The sequence below is a fragment of the Burkholderia singularis genome (assembly GCF_900176645.1).
Classification (GTDB): Bacteria; Pseudomonadota; Gammaproteobacteria; order Burkholderiales; family Burkholderiaceae; genus Burkholderia; species Burkholderia singularis.
This window is the reverse complement of the sequence record NZ_FXAN01000052.1, coordinates 33,113-45,845: the sequence shown is the minus strand read 5'-3', so window position 1 is coordinate 45,845 and position 12,733 is coordinate 33,113. Positions and strand designations below refer to the sequence as shown.

General features: G+C 66.4%; 10 protein-coding genes. 5 read left to right on the top strand and 5 right to left on the bottom strand.

The features are described 5' to 3' along the window. The first annotated feature begins 99 nt into the window (after positions 1-99). From BSIN_RS11110 to BSIN_RS11100, 3 genes are read left to right on the top strand one after another with little or no spacing between them, the layout of a single operon-like run. Positions 100-1,536, top strand: a complete 1,437-nt coding sequence (locus tag BSIN_RS11110; RefSeq protein ID WP_089340545.1) for an alkaline phosphatase — start codon at positions 100-102, stop codon at positions 1,534-1,536. 29 nt (positions 1,537-1,565) lie between these two features. Next, positions 1,566-2,969: an alkaline phosphatase gene (locus BSIN_RS11105; protein WP_089340544.1), complete on the top strand. Its 1,404-nt coding sequence runs from the start codon at positions 1,566-1,568 to the stop codon at positions 2,967-2,969. 17 nt (positions 2,970-2,986) lie between these two features. Then, a complete protein-coding gene (locus tag BSIN_RS11100; RefSeq protein ID WP_089340553.1) occupies positions 2,987-3,811 on the top strand; it encodes a hypothetical protein in 825 nt (274 codons plus the stop codon). Between the two features lie 183 nt (positions 3,812-3,994). Here the strand turns inward: BSIN_RS11100 and bioB are convergent, their stop codons facing one another. The 4 genes from bioB to bioA form a co-directional block, all read right to left on the bottom strand. Then, the gene (gene bioB, locus BSIN_RS11095) at positions 3,995-4,999 is read right to left on the bottom strand and encodes a biotin synthase BioB (RefSeq protein ID WP_173678666.1); all 1,005 of its coding nucleotides are present in this window, start codon (positions 4,997-4,999) and stop codon (positions 3,995-3,997) included. A gap of 61 nt (positions 5,000-5,060) precedes the next feature. Then, entirely contained in the window at positions 5,061-5,783 is a 723-nt protein-coding gene (bioD, locus tag BSIN_RS11090) for a dethiobiotin synthase (RefSeq protein WP_089340542.1), read from the bottom strand. After that, a complete protein-coding gene (gene bioF / locus BSIN_RS11085; protein ID WP_089340541.1) occupies positions 5,780-7,000 on the bottom strand; it encodes an 8-amino-7-oxononanoate synthase in 1,221 nt (406 codons plus the stop codon). Before bioF ends, bioD begins: the two co-directional genes overlap by 4 nt. Continuing rightward, complete coding sequence (bioA, locus tag BSIN_RS11080) at positions 6,997-8,343, bottom strand: adenosylmethionine--8-amino-7-oxononanoate transaminase (protein ID WP_089340540.1); 1,347 nt, start codon at positions 8,341-8,343, stop codon at positions 6,997-6,999. Before bioA ends, bioF begins: the two co-directional genes overlap by 4 nt. A gap of 133 nt (positions 8,344-8,476) precedes the next feature. Between bioA and BSIN_RS25310 the strand changes: the two genes are divergently transcribed. Then, on the top strand, positions 8,477-8,899 hold the full coding sequence (locus tag BSIN_RS25310; protein WP_143757413.1) for a hypothetical protein: 423 nt from the start codon (positions 8,477-8,479) through the stop codon (positions 8,897-8,899). A 362-nt stretch (positions 8,900-9,261) separates the two neighbouring features. Here the strand turns inward: BSIN_RS25310 and BSIN_RS11070 are convergent, their stop codons facing one another. Further along, positions 9,262-10,545, bottom strand: coding sequence for a dienelactone hydrolase family protein (locus BSIN_RS11070; RefSeq protein ID WP_089340538.1), 1,284 nt, complete (start codon positions 10,543-10,545; stop codon positions 9,262-9,264). Between the two features lie 512 nt (positions 10,546-11,057). Here BSIN_RS11070 and BSIN_RS11065 point away from each other — a divergent pair. Then, complete coding sequence (locus tag BSIN_RS11065) at positions 11,058-12,653, top strand: outer membrane protein assembly factor BamB family protein (RefSeq protein ID WP_069233410.1); 1,596 nt, start codon at positions 11,058-11,060, stop codon at positions 12,651-12,653. Positions 12,654-12,733: the final 80 nt, after the last annotated feature.

Genomic DNA, 12,733 nt, shown 5'->3' with positions numbered 1-12,733 from the left:
CATTCTCCATTCTTTCAAAAACATTCACATTCGCGTCACATCGCCCCCGTATCGTCCTTTCGATTTTGAAAGCAATCACAACGACGACGGGAAACCGAAATGAAGCGAGTGAGATTAGTGGCGCTCCTGTGCGCGAGCGTCTTCGCGGCGGCGGGCTGCGGCAGCGACGATTCGCCCCAGGCGGGTACGCCGGGCGGCGGTACGCAAACGGCCGCGCGCAACGTGATTTTCTTCCTGGGCGACGGCATGGGGATCACCACGCTGACCGCCGCACGCATCTATGCGCTCGGCGAGGACGGCGCGCTCACGCTCGACACGCTGCCTGAAACGGCATTCGTGAAGACCTATTCGAACGACGCGCAGGTGACGGACAGCGCGCCGTCGATGTCCGCATACATGACGGGCGTGAAGACCAACAACGAAGTGATCTCGATGACGCCCGACACCAAGGCGATCGAGCCAAGCGCGAATCTCACCGGCAATTGCGGGGCGAACAACGGCAAATCCGCGCGAACGCTGCTTGAGATCGCGAAGGCCAGCGGCATGGCGACGGGCGTCGTCACGACCACCCGCGTCACGCACGCGACGCCGGCCGCGACCTATGCGCACGTCTGCCACCGTGACGCGGAAAACGACATCGCCGCGCAGCTCGTGCCGGGCGGCGCAGGCTACAACGCGGCGCTGTCCGACGGCGTCGACGTCGTGCTGGGCGGCGGCCTGCAATTCTTCGTGCCCAAGGACGCGGGCGGCAAGCGTGCCGATGGCCGCCATCTGGTCAATGAGCTGAAGGCGAAGGGCTATGCGTTCGCACAGAACCGCGACGAACTGCTCGCCGCCGATGCGACGAAGGGCGGCAAGCTCGTCGGCTTGTTCACGTCGAGCCATATGAGCTACGACCTCGACCGCAACGCGACGAAGGAGCCGAGCCTCGCCGAGATGACGACGCGCGCGCTCGACGTGCTGCAAAGGAATGCGAACGGTTACTTTCTGATGGTCGAGGGCGGCCGCATCGACCATGCGCTGCACGACACCAACGCGAAGCGCGCGCTGCAGGATACGGTCGCGTTCGACAACGCGATCAAGGCAGCGCTGGACAAAGTGCGCAAGACCGATCCGGATTTGAAGAACACGCTCATCGTGGTCACCGCCGACCACGACCACACGCTCGTGCTGAACGGCTACGCGGCGCGTACCGGCAAGACGGAGGCGGGCAAGCCAGGCGTGCTCGGCGTGCTGCGCAATTACCAGAACGGTGCGATCGCGAAGGATGCGGATGGCGCGCCGTACACGATCATCGGCTTCGGCAACGGCGAAAACCGCGTGCAGGGCAGCCGCGCGGGCACGAATCTCACCGACGCGGTGACGGGCGCCGACGACTACCGCCAGGAAGCGGTCGTGCGCATGGACAAAGGCAATGAGACGCATGGCGGCACCGACGTATTTCTCGGTGCGATCGGCCGCGGCGCCGAGAATTTTCATGGCGTGATCGAGAACAACAAGGTGTTCGAGCTGGTGCGCAACGCGGTGCAGCTTTGAGCACGGCATCGGTCAATAGGGGAAACAGCATGACAAAGATTCAGCGCGTCGCGGCAGCGACGATCGCCGCAGCGGTTTTGACGGGCGGCTTCGGTTCCGCGGCGCATGCCGCAGGACAGGCGAAAAACGTGATTTTCTTTCTCGGCGACGGCATGGGGCCGACGACCGTCACTGCGAGCCGCATCTATAAGGTTGGTGAGGCCGGCCAGCTCACGATGGAGAAGCTGCCGCGCACCGCCCGCATCAAGACTTTTTCGAACGATGCGCAGACCACCGACAGCGCGCCGTCGATGTCCGCGTATATGACCGGCGTGAAGATGAACAACGAAGTGCTGTCGATGACGTCCGATACGGTCGCGGTCGCACCCGGCACCGACGCGAACGGCAACCGCACGGTCAACAACTGCAGCGCGAGCAACGGCAAGCCGGCGCAGACGCTGCTGGAGCTTGCGAAAGCGCACGGCAAGGCCGTGGGCGCGATCACGACCACCGAGCTTACGCACGCCACGCCCGCGGCGACCTACTCGCACATCTGCCACCGCGATGCGCAATATCACATCGCCGCGCAGGCCGTGCCGGGCGGCGTGGGCTACAACGCCGCGCTCGGCGACGGCGTCGACGTGCTGATGGGGGGCGGCCGCAACCATTGGACGCCGTTCGATCCGGTCACCAACAAGCGCGGCCGCGCGGACGGGCGCGACCTGCTCGCCGAGTTGCGTGCGAAGGGCTATGCGGTTGCGGCGACCAAGGATCAGCTCGCGCAAGCGGGCGGCAACAAGCTGATCGGCCTGTTCAGCTCGACGAGCCATCTCGAGTACGAACTCGATCGCGTCGCCGGCAAGGGCGAGGGCGCAACGCAGCCGAGCCTCGCGGAGATGACCGCGAAGGCGATCGACGTATTGTCGAGGAACCCGAACGGTTATTTCCTGATGGTCGAGGGCGGCCGCATCGATCACGCGCTGCACGGCACCAATGCGAAGCGCGCGCTCGAAGATACCGTGGCGTTCGACGAAGCGATTCGCACTGCGCTGTCGAAAGTCGATCTGTCGAACACGCTGATCGTCGTCACGGCCGACCACGATCACACGATGACGATCAACGGTTATTCGAAGCGAGGCAATCCGATTCTCGACATCAGCCGCAACTACCGCGACGGCCAGCCGAGCAAGGACGCGGACGGCAACACGTACACGACGCTCGTGTTCGGCAACGGCGCGAACCGGCCGAACGTGCGCACGTCGGTCGATTCGGCGAGCGCGACACACGAAGCGTATCTGCAGGAAGTGGGTGTGCGGCTCGGCAGCCCCGGCTCGGAGACGCACGGCGGTGGCGACGTGATGTTGTTCGCCGACGGCGCCGATGCGAAGGCGTTCAAGGGCACGCTCGACAACACGAAGGTGTTCGGCCTCGTGAAGTCGGCGTTCGGGTTTTGAGCGAGGCGGCTGCGGCGATGCGAATCGAGGTGATGAAACGAAGCGCCGTGCGGCGTGTGCGCGCGGCATGGATCGCGGGCGTCGCGGCGCTTGCCGCTGCCCCCGTGCTTGCCGCAGCGCCCGATCTCGACGCAGTGCTGCTGCACGAGAGCCGCGCGACCAGCGCGGACGGCGTGACACGCACGGTCGTCTATCGTGAGCGGATGGTGCGTCGCGAAGGGCATGTATGGGTCGAGCGCGTTCGGCTTGCCGGTGCGGCGCGCGCCGACGAGCATGACGATCACGTGCCAAGTCATATTCACGACGCCGATGCCCGCAGCGAAGCCGATACGCATCGCGCGCGCCATGCGTCGGCCGTGTCGCGCGAATATGCGCGCCCGGCCTCCGCTCACGCGCATGCGGGGCACAAGCATTTCAATTTCGATGCGGCGGCGCGGCACGTGACGAACGACGGCGGCAACGTGCGCATCGAGTACGTGGATGCAGCCGAACGCACGATCGTCAACGTGCCGCCGACCGAGTTCGAGACGACGGGCTTCGACGGCTCGTGGGACAACGCGTTCTACATCACGCCGCCGTCGCAGTTGAAGCGGCTGAACGCCAAGACGGCGGCCGGGCCGCAGCCCGGCACGCGCTGGTACGAGCAGACAATCGCCGGGCGCGGCTTGAACCGTATTTTGTGGAGCGATGCGTTGCAGGCGCCGCTCGTCGTCGAATACCGCAGCACGGACGGCAGCGTGACGCGCAAGCTGACGCTCACGCCCGCGCCGCGCGCGAAAACGCCGCCGTGGCGGCAGCTCGCGTCGTATTCGCGCAAGGAGTATGAGGACTATCTCGATTGACCGGCGTGGCGCGTAGGGCGTTTGCGTCCGGCGTCGGTTGATGGGCGGCGCCGGCGCCAAACGGACGCGGCCAGACGCAGCGCATCCGATGATCGATATGCCGGCGTGCGCGTGTCTGGCGGCCCCACGCACGCGGCGGCAAACACGTCATGCGCGCAGCGCGCGTGACGTGTGCGTTGAGATTCAGGCGCCGGGCTGATTTGTCTCGCTCGCGGTGATGCCGAGCCGCGCGAGCAACTTGCGGTCCGCTTCCGTGCGCGGGTTGCTCGTCGTCAGCAGTGCGTCGCCGTAGAACATAGAGTTCGCGCCCGCCAGGAAGCACAGCGCCTGCATCGAGTCGTCGAGCTGTTCGCGGCCGGCCGAAAGCCGCACCATCGCCTTCGGCATCGTGATCCGCGCCACTGCGATCGTGCGCACGAACTCGAACGGGTCGAGCTTTTCCGCATGTTCGAGCGGCGTGCCTTCGATCGCAACCAGATTGTTGATCGGCACCGATTCCGGATACGGATTCATGTTCGCGAGCTGCGTGATGAGTCCCGCTCGCTCGCGGCGCGATTCGCCCATGCCGATGATCCCGCCGCAGCAGACGTTGATGCCGGCGTCACGCACGCGCTCGAGCGTGTCGAGACGGTCCTGGTAGGTACGCGTCGAAATCACCTGGCCGTAGAATTCGGGCGACGTGTCGAGGTTGTGGTTGTAGTAGTCGAGCCCCGCGTCGGCAAGCGCCTTCGCCTGATGCTCTTCCAGCATGCCGAGCGTCACGCAGGTTTCGAGGCCCATGTCTTTCACGCCGCGGATCATCTGCTGAATCGGCTCGAGGTGCCGGTCCTTCGGATTGCGCCATGCCGCGCCCATGCAAAAGCGCGTCGCGCCGTTGGCCTTCGCGGCGCGTGCGGCGGCGAGCACCTCGTCGACTTCCATCAGCTTACTTGCCTGCAGACCGGTGTCGTGGTGCGACGATTGCGAGCAGTAGCCGCAATCTTCCTCGCAGCCGCCGGTTTTGATCGACAGCAGCGTCGAGAGCTGGATCGCGTTTGCATTGAAGTGCTCGCGATGCACTTGCTGCGCGCGGAACAGCAGATCGTTGAACGGCAGCTCGTAGAGTGCGATCACGTCGGCCACGCGCCAGCGCGGCGCGACGGGCGCGGCCACGGGCGTTTCGGCAGCGGCGGTTTGAGCTTGAGTCATGTCGGTCATCCTTCGAAGCGGGGATCGATTCTTCAAAATTAGCGCCATGGTAGGCGAAAAATCAGCGCGGCGCGGCGGCGCGTTGCGTATTCAATAAACGGTCGATATCGAGCGCGTGCGATGCGGCGTCCGGCGACGGCGGGCTCATATGCGCGATGTCGCCGACGAGTGGCGCGCGATGCTCGCGTTCGAGCCACGCGCGCAGCGTGTCGACGTTCTCGTCGGCGAAGCGCATCGCCGGATCGATACGGTTCGCGACCCAGCCGGCGATCGCGAGGCCGCGCGCGGCAATCGCGTCGGCGGTGAGCAGCGCGTGGTTGATGCAGCCGAGCCGCACGCCGACCACGAGCAGCACCGGCAGCCCGAGCGCGACCGCGAGATCGGCCGTGTCGCGCGTGCCGTCGAGCGGCACGCGAAAGCCGCCGACGCCTTCGACGATCACGACGTCGGCCGCTTCGCATGCGCGGCGGTGAGCCGCGGCGACCGTGCCGATGTCGAGCGCGACGCCGTCGAGCGCGGCCGCGATGTGCGGCGCGGCAGGCTCCTTGAGCAGGAACGGCGTGCGGATCGCGTCCGGCAGCGCGACGCTTGCCGCGGCGTCGAGCTGGTCCGCGTCCTCATTGCGCCACGCGCCGTCGCGCTCATACGCACCGGCCGCAATCGGCTTCAGTGCGGCCGCGCGCAGCCCGGCGCGCGTGAAACCGCGCAGCAGCGCGGCCGATATGAAAGTCTTGCCGATCTCGGTATCGGTGCCCGTCACGAAAAAGGAAAACGGTGCGTTCATGCGGCGATGGAGTGGATGGTGGGCGATGCGTTGGCCGGCATGTCGGCCGGCACGCTGAGTGCGGCGTCGAGGCGCGCGAGATCGTCGAACGAATGCGCGGCCGACAGCGAGATGCGCAGCCGCGACGTGCCGGCGGGTACCGTCGGCGGCCGGATCGCGGGCACCCAGAGGCCCTGCGCGTCGAGCGCGCGCATCGCGGCGAGCGTGTCGTCGTTGCTGCCGATCACGAGAGGCTGCACGGCGGTATGCGAGTCGACCGGCTGCCAGCGCGTGCGCCGCAGAATGGCGCGGGTGCGCTCGATCAGCGCGGCCAGATGCGCGCGTCGCGCGTCGCCTTCGCCGCCGGCGATGATCTTGAGGCTCGCGGATACCGCGTATGCGACGCAGGGTGGCGCCGCCGTCGTGAAAATGTAGCTGCGCGCGCGTTGGATCAGCCATTCGATCACGGTTTCGTGCGCGACGACGAACGCGCCAGCGACGCCCGCCGCCTTGCCGAGCGTGCCGATACCGACGATGTTCGGCGAGCGCAGCGCGTGCGCGGCGAGCGCGCCGCGCCCTTGCGGGCCGAGCACGCCGAAGCCGTGCGCGTCGTCGACGACGAGCCACGCATCGTGCGCTTCGGCGAGCGCGACGAGGCGCTCGAGCGGCGCGATGTCGCCGTCCATGCTGAACACCGTGTCGGAGACGATCAGCTTCGTCTTCGCAGCGCAGGCGGTGAGCTGTGCGTCGAGCGCGGCCATGTCGCAGTGCGGGTAGATCTGCACGTCGGCGCGCGCGAGCCGCGTGCCGTCGATCAGCGACGCATGGTTCAGCGCATCCGAGAAAATCGTCGCGCCGCGGCCGGCCAGCGCAGTGAGCGCGGCGAGATTGGCCATGTAGCCGGTGCTGAAGTACAGCGCGCGCGGCGCGTCGCAGAAGCCGCCGCAGAACGCCGCCAGCTCGTCCTCGAGCGTGGCGTGCGCGCGCGAGTGGCCGCCGAGCAGGTGCGAGCCGCCGCTGCCCGAGCCATAGCGGCGCGCGCCTTCGGCTAATGCTTCGATCAACTGAGGATGCGAGGCGAGCCCGAGATAGTCGTTGCTCGCGAAGCCGACGATCTCACGGCCGTCGACCGTCATATGCGCGCCGCACGCGGTGTCGGCCACGCGTCTTGCGCGGTGCAGCCCTTGCGCGTCGATATCGGCGAGGCCGCGTTCAAGCGAGGCAAGCAGGCGCGTCATGCGTGAGTCTCCGAAAGGGTGGCATCGAGCGTGTCGCGCGTGCGCGCTGCGAGCCACGTGATTTCGGCGTCGTCGAGAATGTATGGCGGCATCAGATAGACCGTCGTGCCGATCGGGCGCAGCAGCGTTTCGCGGGCCAGCGCGTGTTCGAAGAAGCGGCGCGCGAAGCGTTTGGCGGCGTCGCCTTCGAGCGCGACGTCGAACGCGAAGATCGTGCCGCGCTCGCGCAGATGGCGCACGTTCGGATGCTCGGCAAGCGGCGCGAGCGCAGCGCGCATCAACGCCGATTTGCGCGCATTGTCGGCGAGCACGTCACGCGCATCGAACAGATCGAGCGTGGCGAGCGCCGCGCGGCACGCGAGCGGGTTGCCCGTATACGAATGCGAATGCAGGAAGCCGCGCGTGACGTCGTCGTCGTAGAACGCATCGAAGATGGCATCGCGCGACAGCACGAGCGACAGTGGCAGATATCCTCCGCTGATGCCCTTCGACAGGCACAGGAAGTCCGGCCACACGCCGGCTTGCTCGCATGCGAAGAACGTGCCGGTGCGCGCGCAGCCGACCGCGATCTCGTCGGCGATCAGATGCACGTCGTGCGCGTCGCACAGCGCGCGCAGGCCGCGCACGTATGACGGATCGTGCATCGCGAAGCCGGCCGCGCACTGCACGAGCGGCTCGACGATCAGCGCGGCGATCTTGTCGCCGCGCTCGGCAAGGAGCCGCTTGGCGTCGTCGAGCGCGCGCGCGGCCACGTCCGCGGCCGTCTCGCCGTCCTGCGCGCCGCGCGCGTCCGGCGACGCGACGACGTGCGCCGTGCGGATCAGCGGATCGTATGCGTCCTTGAAGAGCGCGACGTCGGTCACGCCGAGCGCTCCGATCGTCTCGCCGTGGTAACCGTTCGCAATGCAGACGAATTCGCGCTTGTCGCCGCGGCCGCGATTGCGCCATGCATGAAAGCTCATTTTCAGCGCGATTTCGACGGCCGACGCGCCGTCGGATGCGAAGAATGCATGGCCCAGCGTGTGCCGGGTGAGCGCTGCAAGCCGCTCGGCGAGTTCGACCGCCGGCTCGTGCGTGCAGCCGGCGAGCATCGCGTGTTCGAGCGTGTCGAGCTGCGCCTTTAGCGCCGCGTTGATTTGCGGATTCGCGTGACCGAACAGATTGACCCACCACGAGCTGATCGCGTCGAGATAGCGGCGGCCCGCGTGATCGATGAGCCACGCGCGTTCGCCGCGCGCAAGCGCAATGAGTGGCAGCTGCTCGTGATGCTTCATCTGCGTGCAAGGGTGCCAGACCGCACGCAGGCTGCGCGCGACCCAATCGTCGGTTGCGTGTGTGTTCAAGACAACTCCGGGGCGAAAACGCGTCGAGTGCGCGAAGCGCATGGTTCTCGTTTTGCGGGATCGTGATAGCCAAGGGCCCGATCGGATGGCAAAAAACGCGTGCGTATAAAACCAAAACCGGGCTGAGATTAGCGTGTTTTTCGTGTTGATGCAGCAGCAGTTACAAAACGTCAGCGCCTTGTCTGGCGCGGAGTTCGGCGCATTTCGCGACGGCTCGCGGCGGTTCGGTACAAATCGCTCGAATAAGCGGCAGAAGATGACGGCAAAGCGTCGCTACCCGCCGGGCGGGAATGGGGAGAAAACTCGAAAAGGCGGGGAGGTGGCGAATGAAGAAGCGGGCGCGCCGCGCAAGCGGGTGGCGGCCAATCGCGGCAACGGGAAAGGGGACGCCGCGCGGCGTCGAAATGCGATTCGTCTATCGATTCCGGCAGGCGTTCATTCGACCGGATTTCGAGAACGCCGATTCTCATTCGAGTGCGGCATTCGAATGCGATCGATCAAAACGGCGATGAAAGGCAATGCGTGTGCTGTGTGCCGTGTGCCGGATCGGAGTTAAAAGCGGTTATAAAACGGATCAATCGAAACCGCTTTATCGGGCAACGTGGGTATTCGATTCGCGATATTCGATTGCGGCGATGAATGTGTGCGCCGCGTGTCGTCGATAAAAAATAAGTCAGAATCTTCTGGGTATCTGCGGCGATGGTTCAGCCGGTTTGCCGGATGCGATTGCACGCGGCATAGGCGCTGCCGACCGGCGTGGCGGCTTCCGGACGAATGGCGCACCGTGCATCGGGGTTTTGATTTTTACCGGAGTGATCGCAAGCGTATGAACCCGTGTGCGGCAGGGCGCGCGATGCCCGGTGTCTATGCAGACACGCGCACCCTGCCCTAGACGCAATTCGAAACGAAATGCCGTGTTCAGCGGCTCGCCAATGCGCGCGCGCTGGCCGAATCGGGCGCGGCGGACGTATCCGCCGTGCGCGCGTCCTCGCCACGCCAGACCACGCGATCGTCGACCGCGTATAGCTGGCATGGCCCGGCTTCCTGCTTGCGGCAGCTTTCGAGCGCGAGCGCCATCGGATCGTCGCCGCCTTCAGCCCACGACCATGCGCCCTGCGTCGACACGGCGAACGCGCGGCTCGGCTGATGCGCGAGGAAGCGCCGATAGGCCGCGCGGCCTGCTTCGTCGATGAACGGCACCGCGCTGACCGTATCGATCGCCGCGTAACCGCTCGCCTTCGGCGCGAGCGGGTTGGCGACCGCATAGCGCACCGCGGTCGGCAGCTTGAGCCGCGACAGGAACGTTTCGACCGACGGCCACCAGATCGGCACGCCGTCGCGGTCGACGATCAGCCGGTGCGCGTCATCCTTGTAGCGGCCGAAATCGACGAACAGCGTGCTTGCGCCATGCGCCATGTACGCGTCGCGCGCTTGCGCGACCAGCTCGGGCGACCACACCGAATCGTTGTCGCCATACAGCCATAGCGATGGCACGCGCGTATGCGAGCCATAGGCGTCGAATGCATCGACGAGATGCTTTTGCCACGCGTCGCAGAGATCCTGCCGCAATCCACCGGAGAAATTGATGATGCCGCGCACGCCATGCGCGGCCTCGGTGCCGTATGCGAGCGATACGAGTCCGCCATGAGACGTGCCGGCGACCACGACGCGCCGCGCGTCGACATACGGCTGCGCCGACATATAGGCAAGCGTCGCGGCTACGTCGCGCGCCTGCGCGAGGCCGTTGCGCCCGACGTCGCAGCCTTCCTGCATATAAGTGCCGCCCGAGCCCGCGAAGCCTTCGCGATTCGGCGCGACTACCGCGTAGCCGCGCCGCACGAATTCGCGTGCGAACGAAAGCGGCCGGCTGCGCGGCTGCGCGCGCGTATCGCCCGGATTCTTGCCGTGATTGAAGACGACGAGCGGGAACGGGCCGGGCCCGTCGGGCTTGAACACCGTCGCTTCGAGCATCACGCCGTCCGCGGCGGCGACCGGGATATGGACGACGGTTTCGTTCAGGCTCGCGGCGACGGGCGGCAGATCCGAATCGCCGTAATCGAAGCGTTCGGCATACGCGAAGGTGGGCGCAGCGGCGGGCTGATCGGACGAGGCCTGATGGGCCGGCAGCGTGCCGGCATGCGCGGCCGACAGTGCGCACGCCGCGATCCATCCTGTCCACGCCTTTTTGTTGCCGAATGCCATTGGTCAGTCCGTCACCGCTGATACAAGCAAATGGGAGCCATCGTAGCCCGACAAATTTCGATTGCGCAACGCCGGAATAACCCGGCGTTCGCGATAGCGGCGGTTTGCGGGCGCGGGCTGGCGCTGCCGCTGGCATCGCAGGCTCAGAGGTTATCCGGCGGCAATGGCGGCAACGCAGGTGGCAGGCGCAGCCGGCAGGCACGGAGGCGGCCGAATGCGCCGACGCGGGCATTGCCGCGAACATCACGTCATCGCGAATGCCGACGGATCGTTCGCCTGCCTGGCGCAGGCGGCGCGACGTGCTCACTCATCCAATCGCGGCGCATTGCGGCCTGCGCCATTGACGTGAGTTCACCGCGCGCGGCCGAAAAGTGGGCTGCCCCTCAGATGCCGTCGCGATGCGCAGGCAAAATTGGGGCGGGGCTGGTGACGCAGACACAATCGCTCACGCGAGAGCGGAAAAGCGAAGGGGACCAATTCCTCCTCCTGATACGCGAACCTTGGAGCTATTGATGACTCAAGTATTCGATCGACAACGTCGACGGATTGCCGTTATTCCCGCCGCCGTGCTGTTCGGCTTGTCGCTGGGGCTTGCCGCTCAACCGTCCATGGCCGCGCCGGCCGCGAACGGATGGTCGGTGGCGGGACAGAATCTGCGCAATACCCGCTCGCAGTCCGACCAAACCGCACTCAACGTGAACAACGCGGGCAGGCTCGCCCTGAAATGGTCGCGCACCGTCCACGGCGACGTGTCCGCGACGCCGGCCGTGGTCGACGGCGCCGTTTATTTCCCCGACTGGGGCGGCTATCTGACCAAGCTCGATGCGGCCACCGGCAAGCTCATCTGGGAACGCCGCATCGACAGTTATGCGGGCGAGCCGCCGTCGGCGGTGTCGCGCACCAGCCCCGCGGTGGTCGGCAATACGGTGTATATCGGCGATCAGAATGGCGCGCACGTTCTCGCGATCGATGCGGCGAGCGGCAATCTCCTCTGGAGCACGGCGATCAATTCGCATCCTTATGCAATCGTCACGCAGTCGCCGATCGTGCATGCCGGCGTGGTTTACGTCGGGGCGTCGTCGACGGAGGAGGCCGCCGCCGCGGACGTGCCCAACTACCCGTGCTGCAGCTTCCGGGGTTCGTTCTCCGCGCTCGATGCGAAGACCGGACGGATCAAATGGACCACCTATACGGTGCCGCAGAACAACGGCGCGCCTGGAGGCTACAGCGGCGGCGCGGTGTGGGGCAGCACGGCCGCCATCGACGTGCCGGGCAAGACCGTGTTCATCACGACCGGCAACAACTATTCGGTGCCCCAGTCCGCGAACCAATGTCAGGTCGCGGGCGGGAGCATGGCGCAGTGCCTGAGTCCGGACGACCATGTCGATTCGGTCCTCGCGCTGGACATGGCAACCGGCCGGATCAAGTGGAGCACTGGCGTACAAGGCTTCGACACGTGGAATATCGCGTGCAACCAGCCGGGCACCAATGCGCAGAATTGCCCGCCGTCGCCGGGGCCGGATTTCGACTTCGGCGCCGGGCCCACTCTGCTCACCGTTCACGACCGTCCCGGCAAGCCGCAACTGCTGGTCGGCGCCGGTCAGAAGAGCGGCGTCTACTGGCTGCTCGACGCGCAGACAGGCGCGATCCGCTCGAGCACGGTGGTGGGCCCCGGCTCCGCGCTCGGCGGCATCGAGTGGGGTACGGCGACCGACGGCAAGCGCATTTACGTGGCGAATGCCGACTATGACCGAGTGCCGTACACGGTCAACGGAAAGAGCGTGACGGTCGGCTCGTTCGCCGCGATCGATCCGGCGACGGGCAAGATTCTCTGGCAAGTGGCCGACCCGTCCGGCAACGCGCTCACCATCGCGCCCGTGAGCGTCTCCAATGGCGTGGCGTTCGTCAGTTCGATGAGCGGCCATATGTACGCGCTCAACGCCGCGACAGGCGACGTGCTGTGGGATTACGTCGGCCAGGGATCGTCGGCTGCCGGCCCAGCGATCGACGAGCGCGGCACGGTGTACTGGGGCAACGGCTACGCGAAGCTGGGTGCGCTGGGCACGAAAAGCTACACGTTCTATGCATTCTCGATAGACGGCAAGTAAGCACGGCGGCCGGCGCTGGCCGGTTCCGCACGAGCGCGCGGCGTGCGGCGCGCGGTGTCTGCGCCGCGTGCCGCATGCAT